This window comes from Streptomyces boninensis (assembly GCF_048572725.1).
In the GTDB taxonomy this organism is placed as follows: domain Bacteria; phylum Actinomycetota; class Actinomycetes; order Streptomycetales; family Streptomycetaceae; genus Streptomyces; species Streptomyces boninensis.
This window is the reverse complement of record NZ_CP183837.1, coordinates 6,341,271-6,360,487: the sequence shown is the minus strand read 5'-3', so window position 1 is coordinate 6,360,487 and position 19,217 is coordinate 6,341,271. Positions and strand designations below refer to the sequence as shown.

Below are 19,217 nucleotides of genomic sequence, written 5' to 3'. Positions count from 1 at the left end.
CTGGAAGTGGCTTGATTATCACCAGCCGGTGCCCCATTCACCCGTTCGGAGCAAACCTCCCTTTCGCCGTAGAACTCGTCGTTCTACACTGCCATCATGGAGCGCATCCCGGTACGTGAGTTGAATCAGAACACCAGCGCCGTGCTGGCCCGGGTGCAGCACGGTGAGACCTTGGAGGTCACCGTGAGCGGCACGCCCGTAGCGCGGCTCGTCCCTATCACCCCGGCCCAGTCGATGGTCGACCGGATGGTCGCCGAGGGCCGTGCCCTCGCCCCCACCTCGTACGGCCCCGTCCCGATGCCCCCAGCGCTCGGCGACCCGGAGATTGATTCCGCCGCGGCCCTGGTGGACATCCGGGATGAGGAAAGCCGGTGATCTACCTCGACTCCGCGGCGATCGTGAAAATGGTCCGCCGTGAGCCATGTACTGAAGAGCTCGTGGAGTGGCTCAACGCGCGCCCGGATGATCCGCTGGTCGCCTCGGCTCTGGTAGACGTCGAGGTGCCCCGGGCACTGCGGCGCGCGGCGCCACGGTCGCTGGCCGGAGTTCCCAGCACGCTGGCACGCCTCTACCGAGTCGAGATCGACGCCGCTGTACGAGCCACAGCGGCCGCGTATACGGAACCGATGCTCAGGTCCCTGGACTCCGTCCACCTGGCCACGGCACACCTGCTCGCCGACCAGCCCGGCTCCGAGTCACTGACCTTCGTCACGTACGACAAGCGACTGCTGGCGGCGGCAGCGGACATCGGTCTGGTAACTGCAGCGCCTGGGGCCTGAGGTCAGCGGCCTGTCGCACCGTCGATGTGTTCGCGGAGGATGTCCGCGTGGCCCGCGTGCCGGGCGGTTTCCTCGATCATGTGGACGAGGATCCAGCGCATGGAGGCGGGGGCCATGCCCGGGCGGACGGAGCGGGTGCCGGGGGTGTCGAGGTCGGGGGCCTTGGCGATGACCTCGTTGGCGCGGGTGGTCGCGGTGCGGTAGGCGGCTACGAGATCTTCCGCGGTCTCCTCGGCCTTGACCGGGGCGTTGTGGTCGACCTGGTCGTCGCCCTCGCCCGCGTAGCCCCAGACGAACCAGTTGTGCTCGACTCCGGTGAGGTGCTTCACCAGGCCCAGGAGGCTGGTCCCGGACGGCACCCCGGCGGCCCTGGCCTCGGCGTCGGGGGCGCCCAGGGCCTTGCGGGCCACGGCCTCGCGGAGGTAGTCGAGGAAGCCGACGAGGGTGGTGCGCTCGTCGGCGTTACCGGCGGGTGGGGCTATGTCGCCGGTGGGGCGGTTGGCGTCGTCGTCCGTGCGATCAGCCGTGGGCGTGTTCGTCATGCGGGGACAGTAGCTGCTCCAATTCCGTGCGGCCCAGGAGGTTTTCCGGGTGCACGACCTCGCCCGTGCGGACGTAGACGAAGGCCGCCCGGACCCGCTCCAGCGGTACGTCCATCAGCTCCGCCCACGCCAGCCGGTAGATCGCCAGCTGGAGAGGGTCGGCGGTGCGGGATCTGGTGGTCTTCCAGTCGATGACCTCGTAGTGGCCGTCGTTCTCGTAGACCGCGTCGATACGGCCCCTGATCACCCGGCCGGCGAGGGTGAGCTGGAAGGGGGCCTCGATCCGGTACGGGGTGCGGTTTGCGTACGGGGTCTGGTCGAAGGCCGCCTTGAGCGCTGCCAGGTCGCGTTCGTCCGCGATCTCCGCTGCCTCGGTGGCGTCTGCGTCCTCCTCCACGCCGTCCTCGTCCGGGCCCGGCAGCGGGAGCGGCTGCGCGTCGAAGCGGGACTCCACCCAGGCGTGGAAGCGCGAGCCGCGGCGGGCCGAGGGCGCGGGCGCCTTGGGCATGGGCCGCGCCAGCTCCTGCGCGAAGCCGTCCGGGTCGGCGGCGAGGTGCATCAGCTGGGATGCGGTCAAGGTCGCCGGGAGCGGCACGTCGTGGACGGAGCGGCGCGCGGCGCGCAACTCCGCTTCGAGGGCCTCGATGTCGCGGTCCCAGGAGGTGAGGATGCGCTGGTGTTCGGCGGGGAGGGAGGACGGATCGTTGTACGGGGCGGGCTCGGTGTCGTGCGGTGCCTCGTGTTCCGGCTGCGGGCCGGGCTGTGGGTCCTCTCCCGGATCCGGCTCGTAGTCCGGCAGCGGTGGCTCGTCCAGGTCCTCCTCCGGCAGTGGCGGCTCATCCGGCAGCGGCACCTCCTCCGCCTCCGCGCCCGCATCCCCCGGATGCGCCCGCGCCCGCTCCAGCTCCGCCAGGTGCCGCTCCACCGCCGCCGCGGCCTCCCGCCGCCGCGCCGTCGCCGCCGGGTCCAGGGGCATCGGCCACTGCGCCGCCTCCTCCGCCGCGCGCAGCGCCGGGTTCTCCGCGTCCTCCTCCGGGGCGTCCGCCCACGCCTCGACCTCGCCCCACGTGCCCGCCTCGCAGTGCTCCCGCAGCGCCTCCAGGAAGCCGGACGGGCCCCGCGGGCGCTTCTGCGTCGGGCCCCACCAATGCCCCGATCCGAGCAGCAGCTTCCGCGGGCGGGTGAAGGTCACGTAGCCCAGGCGGAGCTCCTCCACCGCCTGGTGGTCGCGCAGCGCTGTCTTGAAGGCCTTGACGCCCTGGCGCGACCAGTCGGCCACCTCCGGCAGCGTCGCCGCGTCGCCGCGCAGGCCGTGCGGGAGGACCTTGGCCTGGGAGGCGTACGACTCGCGGGCATCGGTGTTCGGGAAGTGCGACGACACCAGGCCGGGGACGACAACCACATCCCACTCCAGGCCCTTCGACTTGTGCGCCGTCAGGACCTTCACCGTGTCGGAGCCGTCCCCCGGCAGCGCGTTGTCCAGGCCCTTCTCGTATTGCGCGGCCGTCCGCAGAAAGCCCAGGAAGGCCAGCAGCGTCGCGTCCCCGTCCAGCGAGGCGAAGTTCGCGGCGACGTCCAGGAAGTTGCCGAGCGTCTCGCGGCGCCGCGCCGCCAGCGCGTGCGGGGACGCCGACAGCTCCACCTCCAGGCCGGTCACCGCCAGGATCCGGTGGAGTACGTCCATCAGCGGATCCGCCAGCGAACGCCGCAGATCGCGCAGCTCAGCCGCCAGCCGCGCGAAGCGCACCCGCGCCTCCGGCGAGAACGGCAGCTCGTCCCCGGGGTCCGACCCCGCGTCCAGGAAGGTGTCCAGCGCGTCCGCCAGCGACGCCACCTCCGCCGGATCCACCCCCTCGACCGCCGCCGCCAGCCGCCGGTCGAGATCTTCCGCGTCCCGGGCCCCGGCGACGTACACCATGTGCCGCGCCCGCCGCCCGAGCAGCGCCAGATCACGCGCGCCGATGCGCCAGCGCGGGCCGGTGAGCAGGCGCACCAGGGACGCGTTCGCGGACGGGTCCTGCAGCACCTCGCACATCGCGACCAGGTCGGCGACCTCCGGCAGGTCGAGCAGCCCGGACAGGCCGACCACCTCGACCGGCACGTCCCGGCGCACCAGCGCGGCCTGGATCTCGCCGAAGTGCCCGGCGGTACGGCACAGGACGGCGATCTCGCCGGGCGGCGTGCCCGTACGCACCAAATGCGCGATGTGGCCGGCGAGCCAGTCCAGCTCCTCCGCGTGCGTCTCCAGCAGCGCGCAGCGTACGAAGCCGTCCGACTCCGCGCCGGGGGCCGGGCGGAGCGCCTCGACGCCGGCGTGGCGGTCGCGGAGCGGGGCCGCGAGGTCGTTCGCGAGGGACAGCAGGCGGCCGCCGCTGCGGCGGTTCTCGCTGAGCGCGTAGCGGGTGGCGGGGCGGCCGTCGGCGTACGGGAAGTGGCGGGGGAAGTCGTCGAGGTTGGCGACCGAGGCGCCGCGCCAGCCGTAGATCGCCTGGCAGGGGTCGCCGACCGCGGTGACGGCGTGCCCGGCGCCGAAGAGCGCCGCGAGCATGCGCCGCTGCGCGACGGAGGTGTCCTGGTATTCGTCCAGGAGCACCACGTTGAACTCCTGGCGCAGCAAGCGCCCCACCGCGCCGTGCCCCTCCGCGAGCCGCGCCGACAGCGCGATCTGGTCGCCGAAGTCGATCAGGTCGCGGCGCTGCTTCTCCTCGCGGTACGCGCGCACCAGCTGCAGCAGCTCGCCGCGGCCCTGGGCCGCCTTGGGGACTTTGCGGAGGTCGTCGTTGGTGAGCTTGACCCGGTCGAGCTCGCGCAGCAGCTCGGCGTCGTAACGCTTGAGCTCGTCCAGCCCGACGAGGTGCTCGCTCAGCTCGGCCTCCAGCGCCAGCAGGTCGCTGACCAGCATCGCCAGGGACTTGGTCAGCGCCGCGAAGGGGCCGGGGGCGGCGCGCAGCACCTTCGCGGCGAGCTGGTAGCGGGTGGCGTCGGCGAGCAGGCGGGCGCCTGGCTCAAGCCCTATGCGCAGGCCGTGGTCGGTGAGCAGCTGGCCCGCGAAGGCGTGGTACGTGGCGATGCGGGGCTCGTCGGCGGCCGCGTCGTCGGATACGTCCGGTACGTGCCCGGGCTCCTGCTCGGCGTCCAGCACGCCGGCCTTGCGCAGCGCCGAGCGGACGCGGTCGGTGAGCTCGCCCGCGGCCTTGTTCGTGAACGTAAGGCCGAGAACCTCCCCCGGGGCGACCTGCCCCGTGCCCACCAGCCAGACCACCCGGGCCGCCATCACCGTGGTCTTGCCGGAGCCCGCCCCCGCGACGATCACCTGCGGCGCGAGCGGGGCGGTGATGCAGGCGACCTGCTCAGGGGTGAACGGGATCCCGAGCAGCTCTTTGAGCGCATCGGGATGGGTGAGACGAGCGGGCACCCAAGCGAGGGTAGCGGCGCCCGCCGACACTCCGTGCGGGGACGGGTGAGGGCGGGCGCCGACCAAGCCTCAAGGCGTACGATGCGCTGCCGCGCGGACTCAGCGCAGCTTCGACGCGTCGAGCACGTCGCTCGTGGCCGGGGCCTTGGCCTTCACCGGCTCGTTGAAGTCGGAGAAGGTCGCGGTGCCGGGCTCGTCGCCCTTCGTCACCAGCTTCAGGACGTACGGCTTGCCCTCCGTGGCGACCTGGAGGGTGGTCGTCTCGTCCTTCTTCTTCTCCTTGATGGCGATGGTCTTGGTGCCGTCCACCGTGCCCTCTTCGCCCTTGGAGAGCTTGGCGTCCTTCGACTTCTTCATGCTCTTCTGGAACTGGGCCAGGTCGCAGGCGGACGTGAAGCTGTCGTCGCCGGGCTCCATCTTCATCCAGCGGTCGCCGAGCAGATTGACGATGGCGTCGGCCTGGGAGGCGCTGCCGGCGTTGTCCGTCCAGAACTGCTTGTCGGCCTTGATGTAGCTGTCCTCGCCGATCTTGAGGATCTGGGCGGTGCCGGTGCCCATGGAGATGGTGCCGGTGCACTTGCCCGCGCCCTTCTCCATCGACATCTTCATCGTCATCGGCTTGCCGTTCTGCGTCATCTTCGCGTCGAACGACATGGACTTCGCCGACTTCATCGCCTTGCGCGCCGACTCCTGGATCTGGTCGGCCGACTTGCTGGCAAGACCGTCGTCGTCGCCACCCCCGGAACAGCCTGCGAGAACGACGGTCGCAGCCGCGCCGATCGCCGCGGTCGCCAGGACGTGCTTCCTCAGAGACACGATCTTTACTCCTTGTTTACGCGTTGAAGACGGCCCATACCATCACACAAGGCGATGGCGCCGTTAATCGGAGGGCGTGCCTGGCCATCCCGTGCGCCACCCCCGCCGGACGCTCACTCGATGATCTGCCGGCCCTCCGGCTGAGCGCTGCACGAGCCGCGGAAGGCGCAGGTGGCGCAGTGGTCGCCGGGGGTGGGGCGGAAGCGCTCGTCGAGTACCCGCGCCGCGGCGGTGGCAAGCAGCTCGCCGACCCAGGCGTCCTCGGGCGGGTCCTGGCGTTGTACGGCCGGTACGGCGTCGCCGCCCTCGCGCTTGGGGGCGGGGAGGCGGAGGTGGACGAGTTCGGCGCCGCCGAGGGGCGGGGGCTCGCCGGCCGCGCTGCCCTCTCCGCCGATGATGTCGTCGGCCGCCCCCGCCCTGATCGCCTCCTGGTAGACGGCGAGTTGGGGGTTCGACTCGATCTCGGCGCCGGACGGCTTTGTCTTGCCGGTCTTGAAGTCGACCACGTACGCCCGGCCCTCGGCGTCCTCCTCGACCCGGTCGAGGCTGCCGCGGATGCGCACCTCGTACTCGCCGGCCTTCAAGGTCACGTCGAAGGGGTGCTCCGAGCCGACGACGGCGCGGCCGCCACGCTCCATGACATGCCAGCGCAGAAAGCGTTCGAGGGCTTCGCGGGCGGTCTGGCGCTCCTGGTCGCTCTTCCAGGGGGCGTCAAAGGCGAGGCCGTCCCAGACGGTGTCGAGGCGCTCCATGAGGACGTCGAGGTCGGCGGGGGTACGACCCTGCGCGACCTCGTCGGCGAGGGCGTGGACGACGAGGCCGAAGCCCTGGGCGGTGGAGGAGGGCTGCTCGGCCTTCACCTCGCGGCCCAGGAACCACTGCAGGGAGCACTTGTTGACCAGCAGGTCCAGCGCGCTGCCGGAGAGGGCTACGGGGGCGTCGCGGTCGCGGACGGGGATCTCGTTGGCGGTCGGCTCGGCGAGGCCCCACCAGCGGCTGGGGTGGGCGGCGGGGACCAGGGGCTGGCCGTCGTCGGTGAGTGCGGCCAGGCGGGCGAGACGGTGGGCGGCGGCCGCGCGGAGGGCCGGGTCGGCGGCTGGGTCGACCGTGGTGGCGCGGAGTTCGGCCACGAGGGCGGTGACCGAGAGCGGGCGGTGGGGGCGGGTGCGGATGTCTTTCGGTTCAATGCCGAGTTCGCCCAGGAAGCGGGAGGGCTGGTCGCCGTCTTCGGCCGGGGCCTGTACGGCGGTGGCGATGAGGCGGTCGCGGGCCCGGGTGGCCGCCACGTAGAAGAGCCTGCGCTCTTCGGCCAGGAGGGCGCCCGGGGTGAGGGGGTCCTCCAGGCGGTCGGGGCCGATGCGGTCCGCCTCGAGGAGCGAGCCGCGGCGGCGGAGGTCCGGCCAGAGGCCTTCCTGGACCTGGGCGATGACCACCAGCTTCCACTGGAGGCCCTTCGCGCGGTGGGCGGTCATCAGGCGTACGGCGTCGGGGCGGATGGCGCGGCGGGTCAGGACGTCGGCGGCGATGTCCTGGGCGTCGATTTCTTCGAGGAAGTTGAGGGCGCCGCGGCCGCCGGTGCGCTCTTCGGCGCGGGCGGCGGTTTCGAAGAGGGCGCAGATGGCGTCGAGGTCGCGGTCGGCGTTGCGGCCCGCGGGGCCGCCTCGGCGGGCGGCGCGCTGCAGCCTTGCCGGCCAGGGTGTGCCGTCCCAGAGCTGCCAGAGGGCGTCTTCGGCGGTGCCGCCGTGGGCGAGTGTCGTACGGGCCTTGGCCAGGAGGGTGCCGAGGCGTTGGGCGCCGCGGGCGTATGCCGGGTCGTGGGCGGCGAGTCTCGATGGCTCCGCGAGGGCCTCTGCGAGGAGCTGGTCGGAGGGGGGTGGGACCTGTGCGCCTGCGGTGCGGGCCTCCTCGCGGAGGGCTCGGCCGAGGCGGCGGAGGTCGGTGGCGTCGAGGCCGCCCAGGGGGGAGGTGAGGAGGGTGATCGCGGTTTCGGGGGTGAGCGCGGCTGGTCCTTCGTGTGGACCGGGGTCGGGGTTCCGCGACACCACCGAAAAACCGCTCTGGTCGGCCGCCGCCGGGCTCTGGGGTTTTTCGGCGGCGTCGCTCCACCCCGCCCCCTCGTCAGCGCTGGCGGGTGCGGTCAGCGCGCCCTCGGCCGCCGCGCGCAGCGCCAATAGGAGCGGGGCCACCGCCGGCTCGTGGCGGAGTGCCACGTCGGCGCCCGAGGTCTCCAGCGGGACGCCTGCGGCCGTTAGTGCCCGGCGGACCGACGGGATTGTGCGGCCGCCGGCTCGTACGAGGACTGCCATCTCGCTCCACGGGACCCCGTCCTCCAGGTGGGCTCGGCGGAGGATGTCGGCCACGCCTGCCAGTTCCGCGCTGGCGGTGGGGTACGTGTAGGCCTCGGCCGAGCCACCCTCCCGGATCGGGGCGAGTGACCGGTGGGCCCGTACCGACTCCGCCGGGAGCCGCGGGAGCGGCAGGCGCTTCGCCACCTCGCGGCTTGCCGCCAGCAGGTCCGCGCCCGAGCGGCGGGATGTCGTGAGTACGGCCACCGGAGCCGGGGTGCCGTCCGTGCGGACGAAGTCGTGGGGGAAGCCGAGGATGCCGTTCACGTCCGCGCCGCGGAAGGCGTAGATGGACTGGTCGGGGTCGCCGAAGGCGATCAGGGTGCGGCCGTGGCCGGCGATTGCGCGGAGGAGGCGGAGCTGGGCGGCGTCGGTGTCCTGGTATTCGTCTACGAAGACGGCGTCGTAGGCCGAGGCCAGTTGTGCCGCGACGGCGGCATCGCGCTCGGCCAGGAGGACCGCGCGGTGGACCAGTTCCGCGTAGTCGAGTACGCCCTGGGCGTCCAGGACGTCCAGGTATTCGGCGAGGAAGCCTGCCGCCGCCGACCAGTCCGGGCGGCCCGTCTTCGCCGCGAAGTCGGCGAGGGCCTGCGGGCCCAGGCCCAGTTCGCGGCTGCGGGCTAGCACGGCCCTTACCTCGTCGGCGAAGCCGCGGGTCGTCAGGCAGGCGCGCAGGTCGTCGGGCCAGCGGACCGTCGCGCGGGCCGCGGTCTCCAGCTCGGCCTCGCCCGCCAGCAGTTCGCGTACGAACAGGTCCTGCTCGGGGCCGGAGAGGAGGCGGAGGGGTTCGGTGAAGAGGTCGGCGTCGGTGTGGGCGCGGACCAGGGCGTAGCAGTACGAGTGGAAGGTGGTGGCCTGGGGGGCGCGGGCGGCGCCGATGCGGGCCGCCATCCGGTCACGGAGCTCCACCGCCGCCTTGCGGCTGAAGGTGAGGACGAGGATGCGGGCCGGGTCGGCGCCGCGGCGGATGCGTTCGGCGACCGCCTCCACGAGGGTCGTGGTCTTGCCCGTGCCCGGGCCCGCCAGGACCAGCAGGGGGCCCGCGCCATGGTCAACCACCGAGCGCTGCGACGCGTCCAAGGCAGGAGGAAGCACCGGTCCGGGGGCGGTGCGGACCAGGCGGTAGGGGGCCGTAGCTGCGGAGGGAGTGCTCACGTGGTTCGCCGGGTCGGTCGTGTGCGTGGAGTGGGTCGGGGCGAGGGTCGGGACACGGGGTGCGCGGGGCGGATGCCGAACGCTACTCCGTACGAGCCGGGGTCCGCGTCCAATGGTGGGGAGTGGCGGAAGCTGTCAGATGTGAGAGCCCTCACTGCCCTCGCCCGGCTCGCCGTCCCACCGGGCCCGCCGCATGTCGAGCCGCGGTATGTGCCCCTCGGCGGCGCGGCCCGCGGCGCGCAGCGGGGTGCCCTCCTCGCGGTAGTGGGCGAGAGCGCGCAGCTCCGAGCCGGGCAGCAGGCGGCCGTCGGCCCGTACGACACGCCACCAGGGCGCCGCCCCGCCGTACAGCGCCATCACCCGGCCCACCTGGCGGGGCCCGCCCTCGCCGATCAGCTCGGCGATGTCGCCGTACGTGGCCACCCGCCCCGGCGGGATGGTCTCGGCGGCGGTCAGCACCAGGTCGGCGTACTCGGGCAGCTCGATTTCGGTTCCGTGCTCGGCATCCACGCCGCTATCGTGCCGCACCGCTCCGACAGCACCGCCTAACGATTGGGCCCCGGATGCACTCATGTGTCACCCGCTCGTGCCACCATCTTCCGGTCGGTCAGACTTGATAAGAGACATACGCGACGACAAGAACGCTGCGGACGGCGCGAACGCCGCGCACGACGGAAGGGCCAGTACGGACGGCATGCGGAGCACCGGAGCCGATGCGCAGCCGCCCGAGGCGGAGCTCGCCACGGGGGAGGAGGGCGCGTCGGCGGCCAGCGCTGCCCAGCCGTCCGCGCAAGACTCTCCCGGCCAAGCGGAGCCCTCGGCCCACGAGCCCGCCACCACCGTCCGCGTCGCCGACGCCGTGGAGGGTGACGAGCCGCTGCTGCCCGCGCGGGTGCACCGGCCCTCCGACCTGATCCGGATGCTGCTCGGGCTGCTCGCCATCGCCGTGCTGCTGGCGCTCGCCGCGGTGGCGCAGCGGACCACGCAGGGCATCAGCGACGACATCAATCGCGCCGACGTCCCGGTGTGGATCAGCGTCGGCGGCTTCATCGCCTCCGTCGCCGTGCTCGCCCTCCCGGTGATCTTCGCGGTCGAGCGGCTGGTCAAACGGGACGGTCTGCGCATCGCCGACGGTGTCCTCGCGGCCGTGCTGGCCCATGGCGTATCGCTCGCGATCGCCCTGTGGGTGGCCGAGGCCGCGCCCGACTCGATCCTGCACGCGCTCACCAAGGCCGCGCCGAGCGGCGACGGCCAGACCGACCCCGTGCACGGCTACATCGCGCCCGTCGTGGCGTACATGACCGCCGTAGGCATGACCCGCCGCCCCGGCTGGCGGGTGCTGATGTGGGGGATCGTCGGGCTCGATGTGGTGGCGGTGCTGGTCGGCGGCTATACGACGCCGTTCGCGATCACGCTCACCGTCCTGATCGGCTGGACCGTCGCGTACGGGACGATGTACGCGGTCGGCTCCCCCACCGTCCGCCCCACCGGCCGCAACCTCCTCGCGGGCCTGCGCCGCATCGGCTTCCGCCCGGTCAGCGCGCTGCTGCCGGAGGAGCCGATCACCGGCGCCGCGCCCGTGGACGCGGAGAACGCCGACCGCGGCCGCCGCTACCTGGTCACCCGCGAGGACGGCGCCCCCCTGGACGTCACGGTCGTCGACCGCGAGCACCAGGCGCAGGGCTTCTTCTACCGCGCCTGGCGCCGCCTCTCGCTGCGCGGCATCTACCAGCGCCGCAGCCTGCAGTCGCTGCGCCAGGCCCTGGAGCAGGAGGCGCTGCTGGCGTACGCGGCCATCGCCGCCGGCGCGAACGCACCGAAGCTGGTCGCCACCTCCGAGCTCGGCCCCGACGCCGTGATGCTCGTGTACGAGCACCTCGGCGGCCGTCCCCTCGACCAGCTCGCGGACGAGGAGATCACCGACGAGCTGATGCGCGACACCTGGCGCCAGGTGGCCGCGCTGCAGTCCCGGCGGATCTGCCACCGGCGGCTGGACGGTGACGCGATTCTGGTGGATCGTTCCGGCACCGTCTTCATCACCGACCTGCGCGGCGGCGAGATCGCGGCGGGCGACCTGGTGCTGCGCATGGACATCGCCCAGCTGGTCACCACCCTGGCGCTGCGGGTGGGCGCGGAGCGGGCGGTGACGGCGGCGGTGCAGGTGCTCGGCCCGGACGCGGTCGCCGACAGCCTGCCGCTGCTGCAGTCGATCGCGCTGACCCGGTCGGCGCGGGTGGAGCTGCGGCGGCGTTCGCGGGAGCGGTCGGAGCGGCAGCGCGAGGCGGTGCTCGAGGCCTCGAAGGCCCGTAAGGAGATCAAGGCCAAGGAGCATGGCCGCAAGGCGCTCAAGGCCGAGAAGAAGGCGATCGAGGACGCGCTGGAGGAGACCCGCGAGGAGGATCTGCTCACCCAGATCCGCCACCAGGTGCTGCGCATAAGGCCGCAGGCGGCGGTGGAGCCGGCCCGCCTGGAGCGGATCAAGCCACGCACTCTGGTCACGGTCATCGCGGGGGTCTTCGCGGCGTACTTCCTGCTGTCGCAGCTGACCCACGCCAACCTCGGCACGATCGTCAGCGAGGCGAAGTGGCACTGGGCGGCGCTGGCGCTGGTCTTCTCGGCGCTGACGTATCCGGCGACGGCGCTCGGGCTGCTCGGCTTCGTACCGGAGAAGGTGTCGTACGTACGCACCGTGCTGGCGCAGGTCGCCGGCTCGTTCGTGAAGCTGGTGGCGCCCGCGGCGGTGGGCGGCGTCGCCCTGAACACCCGCTTCCTGCAGCGGTCGGGCGTGCGGCCGGGGCTGGCGGTCGCGAGCGTCGGCGCCTCGCAGCTCTTCGGGCTCGGCTGCCATGTGCTGCTGCTGATGAGCTTCGGCTACGTGACCGGCACCGAGCGGACGCCGTCGCTGTCCCCGTCCCGTACGGTCATCGGCGGGCTGCTGGCGGCGGCGGTGCTGGTGCTGATCGTCACCGCCGTACCGTTCCTGCGGAAGTTTGTGTCAACGCGGGTGCGATCGCTGTTCGCGGGTGTCGTGCCGCGGATGCTGGACGTGGTCCAGCGCCCGCAGAAGCTGATGTCGGGCATCGGCGGCATGGTGCTGATGACGCTGGCCTTTGTGCTGTGCCTGGACGCGTCGGTACGGGCCTTCGGCGGCGAGCTGTCCTTCGCGAATGTCGCGGTGGTCTTCCTGGCCGGGAACGCGCTGGGCTCGGCGGCGCCGACGCCGGGTGGTGTGGGGGCGGTCGAGCTCGCGCTCACGGCGGGTTTGACGGCGGCGGGCTTGCCGTCGGACACGGCGCTGTCGGCGGTGCTGCTGTTCCGCCTGCTGACGTTCTGGCTGCCGGTGCTGCCGGGCTGGCTGAGCTTCTCGCACTTGACGCGCAAGGGCGCGATCTAGCTTTCGGGCGCGTCGTGCCCACCCACCCGTTGCTGTGTGCCGGCGCTGCCGGACGCCGCCCCGTACTCCCTCATCGAAGCGGCCGCCGCCTAAGTCCGCTTGGCGGCCCGCGTGAAGTCCCCCCGTCCCACCCGGGCCGCGAGCGACTCCTCGGCCAGGCTGCCGTAGCCCGTCGCCGCCCACAGGCTGCGGTCCTTCGGCAGCTCGAAGTACGGGACCGGGCCGTCGTCGCGGCGCACCGTCAGCACCTCCGGCGGCACCTTCTCCGCCACCGCCGCCGCGCAGGCCGCGCACGCCGCCACGGCCAGCTCCTCGCGGCGGCCCAGGGGCCGCCAGCCCAGCCGCCGCACCGCCCGGCCGTGCAGCGGGTGGAAGAAGCACAGTGGCAGGCCTGGGCGCGGATGGCCGGGTGCCGTGGCCTCGCGGAGCGCGTCGCGGCCCTCGGCTACCAGCGCCAGCACCCCGGCCAGGTCGGCGAGGTCGCGGGCGCCGTCGAGGACCGTGCCCGCGGCGGCGTACGCGTCCAGCGCGCGGGTCAGCGCGGCGGCGCGCGCCTTTGTGCCGTCCGCCGCCTGTACCGCCTCGCCGAGCGCGATGACCTCGGCCTCCGCGTACCGCCGCAGCTCGGCCTCGTCCGCCTCCCGCGCCGCCGCGAAGACCTGCCGCGGGAAGGCGAAGGGCGAGGCGGCATGCGCGGCGAGCCCGCCCCTCCGTCGTACGGTCAACAGCCCTGCCCCGCCCAGCAGCAGGACGGCCCCCGCCCCGATCCCGCCGCCGTAGAACCACGGGGCGAGGCCGGACTCCTTGGCGTCCGACCCGCCGACCGGCTCGTCGTCGTCCCCGAGATCAGCCGTCGCCCGCTCGTACACCCGTCGCCCGTCGCCCTCCTCGATCAGCTCGACCGCCTTGTCCAGCCGGTCCGCGAGCCCCGCCTCGCGCATCCGCTCCAGGTGCCCGACCGCGCCCGCCGCATCCTCGGCCTGCTGCCAGTCCTCGGGCCACTCGTACGCGCGCAGCCAGACATCCATGCCGTCCAGCGTCACCACGATCAGGTCCCCGCCGCCCAGCCGCCGCCGCACATCCTCCGCGAACTTCTCCGAGTCGCCGTCGTACGCATCGCCCAGCACCAGCGGCGCGATCGCCACCTTGATGGGCAGCTTGGTCTTCTTGATCTGCCGCGCCAGCCGCCGCTGCCGCGCCTCGGGTACGGCGTCCGCCAGGCTCGGATCGATGGAGACCGGCGACTCCCGCAGCGCCTTGGCCGCGCGCTCGGCGGCGGGGGCAGGGGCGGGGGCATCCGCGTACGCACCCGGCGCGCACACCACCGGCAGCAGGACCAGCACGGCGGCGGCCAGCCACCGCCCGACTCGCATCCGTTCAGCGGACACCGGCATGCTCCCTCACTCGTCGGATCAGCGCGGACACCCCGTCGTGGGCGGCGGACAGCGGCGCCTCGACGTCGTCCTGGTACTGCCGGCCCGGCAGGGCCAGGGCCAGCGTGTGCGCGTGTTCCGGGTGCTCGCGGGCGTAGCCCCGGCAGGTGGCGCACAGCGGCACCGTCCGCAGCGGGCCGCCTGCCTCGATACGGGCCCGCTCCCGCCCCGCGGCCGGGCCGTGCAGCGGGTTGAGGCGGCAGTGTTTCCCGTGGTCGCGCGGGTCGTTCGCGGCCAGCGCCTGCCGCCCGGCCTGCGCCAGCACTATCGCCGCGGCCAGATCGGCGGGAGCCACGCCCGCGTCGACCCGGCCGTCGGCGTCGCGGTCGACGAGCAGCGTGGCCGCGTCCAGGCAGTCCCACACCCGGGTACGCAGCGGCCCGCGCGGCTCGGCCGCCTCGAACTCCCGGCCGAGCCCGTCGATTTCCGCCCCCGCCAGCCGCCGCAGCACATGCGCCCGCGGCTCGGGGTCGCCGAGCACGCCGCTCGGGTAGTGCGGCGGGGGCGGCACGTAACCCGCGATCATCTCGGCGAGCGGATCGGCCGGCCGCCGCCGTCGCCCGCGCGAGAAGACCAGCACCCCGCCGAAGACGAGCGCCGCGGCCCCGGCCCCGTACGCCACCGAGACCGGGAACGGCCCCGCGTACACGGACGCGAGCGCCGTCACCTGCTGCGGGTCGTCGGGCTTGTCCGGCGGGTACGGGAGCGTGTCCGGGCGGGTGCGGCGCGGGAGGCCGTCGATACGCGTCAGCAGTGCGCCGAGGCGCTTGCCGAACTGCGGCTTCATGTCGTCCTCGGGCTGCGCGATGCGCTCGGGGAGCTCCTGCAGCGGCGAACTGGCCACCTTGCCGCCGTAGTTAATGGCCCGCAGCTCGCCGGACATGATGGTGCCGCCGTTGGCGTCGCCCACCACATAGATGCCGTCCTTGCCGAGCTCGCGATGGAGGAGGTGGGCAAGGTATTCGGGATCGGCCTCGGACTCGTCCTCGTAGCCCATCGGCACCATCGCCACATACACCGGCACGTCGGAGCGCCCAAGCCGCCGCAGCAGCCCCGCCCGCTCGGCCCCGGTCAGCAGCCGCCGCGTCTCCTCGTCCTCGTACAGCGGCGCCTTCCGCAGCCCCGCCGCCACCCGCTCGGCGCGGGCGCGCAGCTCCGCGGCGGTGGCGGCGGGCTCGCCGCGGGAGCGGGTGTCGCCGAAGGCCAGCCCCACCAGGCCCGCGAGCAGCGCGCCGGTGACCACGGCGACGATCGCGGGGGCGGGGCGCGGCACGTACCACCGCGGGGCGGGCCGCCGCCGCGCCATCGGCAGCAGCAGGATCAGCAGCGGCAGGAAGCCGACCAGCACGCCGGAGAGCACGGACTGCACCTCCCTCTCCTCCGGGGAGGTGTGCAGATCGCGGTCGCGCTTCCGGGACCGCGGCTCGTCGCCGGTGAGGGCCTCCTCGGCGCGTTCGGCGACATCATCGGGATCGTCATCGAGCAGCTCGGTGAAGCGGCGCGCGACGTCCAGCGGCCCGGCATCGTCGGCGATGCCGGCGGAGGCCGCCGTCATGGCGTCGTCGGCGGGCGCAGCCACCCCGAAGGCCTCGGCGTCGTCGTCCATCGTGTCGGGCCCGAGCTGCACGTATACGCCGTCGCGGCCGAGCTCGCGGTGGACGGCGGCGAGCAGATCCAGGTCGCCGCCGAAGGAGCCGGCGATGACATAGACCGGATGGTCGGCCCGCTTCATGATCTTCTTGAGGGCCGGCCGTACGGACCGGGGCAGCACCCGCGGCGCCTGATCGCTGACGTACACGGGATCCCGCCGCAGCTGCTCGGCAAGGTACGCGGCCGCCGGCCGCACATCCCCGTCCGCCGCCCCGGCGGACACCCCACCGGACACCGCCAGCCATCCGGCCGCCGCCACCAGCACCACACATATCCGCCGCCGCCACCCGCGGCCCCCCTGATTCACCACGGCGAGCACCCTATCGACCGTCGGATCACACAAGCCGCCCGGGCAACTACCAGTCACATCCACCAAAGCACCTTGCAGATGCAAGGCCCACCCGCATATCTTGCCGCACATGCGGTCCTACACCATCGGCCAAGCCGCCCGCCTCCTCGGCGTCAGCCCCGACACCGTCCGCCGCTGGGCGGACGCCGAGCGCTTCGCGACCCGTCGCGACGGGGCGGGGAAGCGGCTGGTCGAGGGCGCCGACCTGGCCGCGTTCGCGGTGGCGCTGGCGGCGGAGGGCCACGAGGACGACGACGGGCAGCAGCACACCTCGGTCCGCAATGCCTTCCCCGGGATCATCACCGCCGTGAAGCTCGGCGACGTGGCCGCGCAGGTGGAGATCCAGGCCGGCCCGCATCGCCTCGTATCGCTGCTCACCCGGGAGGCCGTCGAGGAGCTCGGGCTGGCCGTCGGTATGGAGGCCGTGGCCCGGGTGAAGTCCACGAACGTCCACATCGACCGCGCCTGATGACCGGAGCCCCCGCCATGATCCGCAAAGCCCTCCCGGCCGCCCTCGCCGCCGCCCTCGCCCTCCCGCTGGCCGCCTGCGGCGACGACTCCGGCGCGCAGTCGAAGGACGGCGACACGACCCTCACGGTCCTCGCCGCCTCCTCCCTCACCGACGTCTTCGCCGAGGCCGGCAAGGCGTACGAGAAGGCCCACCCCGGCACGAAGGTGCGCTTCTCGTTCGCCGGCTCGCAGGAGCTGGCCGCGCAGGTGCGGCAGGGGGTGCCCGCGGATGTGCTGGTCACCGCCGACACTAAGACCATGACCGGCCTGAAGTCGGAGACGGCGACACCCCCGTCCGTCATCGCCAAGAACCGCCTCACGATCGCCACCACCCCCGGCAACCCGAAGCACATCAAGTCCCTCAAGGACCTGACGAAGCCGGACCTGAAGGTGGTCCTGGCCGCGGACGAGGTCCCGGTCGGCCGCTACAGCAAGCAGATCCTGGACGACCAGAAGCTGAAGGTGAAGCCGGCCTCCGAGGAGCCGAACGTCCGCGCCGTCCTCAGCAAGGTCCAGCTGCGCGAGGCGGACGCGGGGATCGTTTACGTAACGGATGCCGCGGTCGCGAAGGCGAAGACGGACACGGTGGCGATCCCGGCGGCGCAGAATGCGATCGCGTCGTACCCGGCGGCGTCTTTGAAGTCGTCCGAGCACGCGGACGCCGCGGCGGACTTCGCGAAGTGGCTGCGCGGCGCGAAGGCGCAGACGCTGCTGCGGCAGGCCGGATTCGACAAGCCGTGAGGCGCCTTCCCCCGGCGCCGCTCGCCGTCCCCGCACTGCTGGCGGTCGCGTTCCTGGCGCTGCCGCTGGCCGGGATCCTGGCGCGGGTGTCGTGGGCGGACCTGCCGTCCCGCCTCACTGACCCGGACGTGACGCAGGCGCTCGGGCTGTCGCTGCTGGTGTCGGGGTGGGCGCTGGTCCTGTCGCTGGTCCTGGGCGTGCCGCTGGCGTGGCTGCTGGCCCGCGCGGATTTCCGCGGGAAGGCCGCGGTGCGGGTGCTGGTGATGCTGCCGATGGTGCTGCCGCCCACCGTCGCCGGGGTGGCGCTGCTGCAGGGTTACGGTCGTCGCGGGGTGCTCGGCGGACTGCTGGAGTCGGTCTTCGGGGTGACGCTGCCGTTCAGCACGACGGGGGCGGTGGTCGCGGCGGCGTTCGTGTCGATGCCGTTTCTGGTGATCAGCCTGGAGGGGGCGCTCAACGGGCTGCATGTCCGGTACGAGGAGACGGCGGCGTCGCTGGGCGCGAGTCCGCTGCGCGTGTTCGCGACGATCACGATGCCCATGGTCGCGCCGGGGCTGATCGCGGGCGCCGCGCTGTGCTGGGCCCGGGCCCTGGGCGAGTTCGGCGCGACGATCACCTTCGCGGGGAATCTCCCCGGCGTCACGCAGACGCTGCCGCTGAAGGTGTACCTGCTCCTGCAGGATGACCCCGAGGGCGCGACCGCACTGTCGCTGCTGCTGCTGGCTATCGCGGCTCTGGTGCTGGTCGCCCTGCGAGGTCGTTGGCTGCCCGCGGGTGGAGACTCGGCTGTACCCACCCACCCGCCCGTTGCTGACAGCGACAGGGAAGAGGGGGTAGCTGGGCTGCCGAGGCCGGCGGCGCTGACGAGGGGGCAGGGTGGAGCGACGCCGCCGAAAAAACCCAGCACCGAGAACAAGCCGACCACCACGTTTTTTCGGTGGTGTCGCGGAACCCTGGCACCGGCCCCCGCGCCCGGGTCCGCCGAGCCCACACCCGCCCCGCCCGCACCCCTCCGCACCACCGTCACCGGCGCCACCACCGCCGACCTCGACCTCCCCCCGGCGACGACCGTCGCCATCGTCGGGCCCAACGGCGCCGGCAAGACCACCCTCCTCCGCGCCCTCCTCGGCCTCACCCCGCGCGCCCGCGCCGACCACCTCACCCTCGGCGACCTCGACGCCGCCGCCCTGCCGCCCCACCGCCGCCGCATCTCCTGGGTCCCCCAGGACGGCGCCCTCTTCCCCCACCTCACCGCCCTCGCCAACACCGCCTACGGCCTCCGCACCCAGGGCGTACCCAAGGCCGAGGCGCGCCACGAGGCGCAGACATGGCTCGACCGGCTCGGCGTCGGGCACCTCGCCCAGCGCAAGCCCGGCGCCCTCTCCGGCGGCCAGGCCCAGCGCGTCGCGCTCGCGCGGGCGCTCGCCGCCCGGCCCCGGCTGCTGCTCCTCGACGAGCCGCTCGCCGCCCTCGACCAGACCACCCGCGCCCACGTCCGCCACACCCTCCGCACGCACCTGCGCGACTTCCCCGGCGTCTGCCTCATCGTTACGCACGACCCGGTCGAGGCGGTCTCCCTCGCCGACCAGGTCCTCGTCCTGGAGGACGGCCGCACCATCCAGCAGGCGCCCCCGACGGAACTCACCCGCCACCCCCGCTCCCCCTGGGTAGCCCGCATGCTCGGCCGCAACGCCTGGCCGGGGACGGTCGCCGGGAACGGCGACGGCACCGACACCGGCACGGCCCTCGCCATCACCGGCACCGGCACCGAGACCGGCGGCACCATCATCACCGCGGACCAGAACCAGCCCGCCGCAGGCGAAGGCACCCCCGCCCTGGCCGTAGCCGCCCCCGAAGCCGTCTCCCTCCACCGCCACCGCCCCACCGACGCCAGCCCCCGCAACGTCTGGCCCGGCACCGTCCGCGAACTCACCACCCAGGGCAGCCGCCTCCGCGTCCTGATCTCCGGCTCCCCCGACGTCGTCGCCGAGGTAACCCCGGCGGCCGCGGCCGAACTCGGCCTCGCCGAAGGCGCGGAGATCTGGGTGAGCATCAAGGCGACAGAGATCAGCCTCATCCCCCTCTGAC

Annotated in this window: 13 protein-coding genes; 6 read left to right on the top strand and 7 right to left on the bottom strand. The window is 73.4% G+C overall.

From position 1 onward, the window contains the following. The first annotated feature begins 96 nt into the window (after window positions 1-96). Window positions 97-375: a type II toxin-antitoxin system Phd/YefM family antitoxin gene (locus tag ACNNMR_RS29195; protein WP_419997660.1), complete on the top strand. Its 279-nt coding sequence runs from the start codon at window positions 97-99 to the stop codon at window positions 373-375. Beyond that, complete coding sequence (locus tag ACNNMR_RS29190; protein WP_419997659.1) at window positions 372-779, top strand: type II toxin-antitoxin system VapC family toxin; 408 nt, start codon at window positions 372-374, stop codon at window positions 777-779. The genes ACNNMR_RS29195 and ACNNMR_RS29190 overlap by 4 nt, the downstream gene beginning before the upstream one ends. A gap of 2 nt (window positions 780-781) precedes the next feature. Here ACNNMR_RS29190 and ACNNMR_RS29185 read toward each other — a convergent pair whose 3' ends face one another. From ACNNMR_RS29185 to ACNNMR_RS29165, 5 genes are all read right to left on the bottom strand, one after another. Next, a complete protein-coding gene (locus ACNNMR_RS29185; protein WP_419997658.1) occupies window positions 782-1,321 on the bottom strand; it encodes a DinB family protein in 540 nt (179 codons plus the stop codon). Beyond that, complete coding sequence (locus ACNNMR_RS29180; protein WP_419997657.1) at window positions 1,299-4,736, bottom strand: UvrD-helicase domain-containing protein; 3,438 nt, start codon at window positions 4,734-4,736, stop codon at window positions 1,299-1,301. The genes ACNNMR_RS29185 and ACNNMR_RS29180 overlap by 23 nt, the downstream gene beginning before the upstream one ends. Before the next feature lie 99 nt (window positions 4,737-4,835). Next, a complete protein-coding gene (locus ACNNMR_RS29175; protein ID WP_419997656.1) occupies window positions 4,836-5,552 on the bottom strand; it encodes a hypothetical protein in 717 nt (238 codons plus the stop codon). Between the two features lie 113 nt (window positions 5,553-5,665). Then, a complete protein-coding gene (locus tag ACNNMR_RS29170; protein WP_419997655.1) occupies window positions 5,666-9,052 on the bottom strand; it encodes an ATP-dependent helicase in 3,387 nt (1,128 codons plus the stop codon). Window positions 9,053-9,187: 135 nt separating this feature from the next. Beyond that, the gene (locus tag ACNNMR_RS29165; RefSeq protein WP_419997654.1) at window positions 9,188-9,562 is read right to left on the bottom strand and encodes an MGMT family protein; all 375 of its coding nucleotides are present in this window, start codon (window positions 9,560-9,562) and stop codon (window positions 9,188-9,190) included. 184 nt (window positions 9,563-9,746) lie between these two features. Here ACNNMR_RS29165 and ACNNMR_RS29160 point away from each other — a divergent pair, with 184 nt between their 5' ends. Next, a complete protein-coding gene (locus ACNNMR_RS29160; protein WP_419997653.1) occupies window positions 9,747-12,446 on the top strand; it encodes a flippase-like domain-containing protein in 2,700 nt (899 codons plus the stop codon). Between the two features lie 89 nt (window positions 12,447-12,535). On the opposite strand, the gene ACNNMR_RS29155 is transcribed toward ACNNMR_RS29160, so the two are convergent. Next, on the bottom strand, window positions 12,536-13,834 hold the full coding sequence (locus ACNNMR_RS29155; RefSeq protein ID WP_419997652.1) for a hypothetical protein: 1,299 nt from the start codon (window positions 13,832-13,834) through the stop codon (window positions 12,536-12,538). Next, entirely contained in the window at window positions 13,824-15,839 is a 2,016-nt protein-coding gene (locus ACNNMR_RS29150) for a hypothetical protein (protein ID WP_419997651.1), read from the bottom strand. The genes ACNNMR_RS29155 and ACNNMR_RS29150 overlap by 11 nt, the downstream gene beginning before the upstream one ends. 109 nt (window positions 15,840-15,948) lie before the next feature. On the opposite strand from ACNNMR_RS29150, the gene ACNNMR_RS29145 reads away from it, so the two are divergent. From ACNNMR_RS29145 to ACNNMR_RS29135, 3 genes are read left to right on the top strand one after another with little or no spacing between them, the layout of a single operon-like run. Further along, a complete protein-coding gene (locus ACNNMR_RS29145) occupies window positions 15,949-16,347 on the top strand; it encodes a TOBE domain-containing protein (protein WP_419997650.1) in 399 nt (132 codons plus the stop codon). 17 nt (window positions 16,348-16,364) lie between these two features. After that, window positions 16,365-17,129 (top strand): molybdate ABC transporter substrate-binding protein, encoded by a 765-nt coding sequence (gene modA, locus ACNNMR_RS29140; protein WP_419997649.1) that lies wholly within the window; start codon window positions 16,365-16,367, stop codon window positions 17,127-17,129. Beyond that, the gene (locus ACNNMR_RS29135) at window positions 17,126-19,216 is read left to right on the top strand and encodes an ABC transporter permease (protein ID WP_419997648.1); all 2,091 of its coding nucleotides are present in this window, start codon (window positions 17,126-17,128) and stop codon (window positions 19,214-19,216) included. The genes modA and ACNNMR_RS29135 overlap by 4 nt, the downstream gene beginning before the upstream one ends. The last annotated feature ends 1 nt before the right edge of the window (window position 19,217 follow it).

Coding starts and splice junctions, on each gene's coding strand:
- ACNNMR_RS29195 (WP_419997660.1), top strand. CDS start 97: ATGGAGCGCATCCCGGTACGTGAGTTGAATCAGAACACCAGCGCCGTG.
- ACNNMR_RS29185 (WP_419997658.1), bottom strand. CDS start 1,321: ATGACGAACACGCCCACGGCTGATCGCACGGACGACGACGCCAACCGC.
- ACNNMR_RS29160 (WP_419997653.1), top strand. CDS start 9,747: ATGCGGAGCACCGGAGCCGATGCGCAGCCGCCCGAGGCGGAGCTCGCC.
- ACNNMR_RS29145 (WP_419997650.1), top strand. CDS start 15,949: ATGCGGTCCTACACCATCGGCCAAGCCGCCCGCCTCCTCGGCGTCAGC.
- modA (WP_419997649.1), top strand. CDS start 16,365: ATGATCCGCAAAGCCCTCCCGGCCGCCCTCGCCGCCGCCCTCGCCCTC.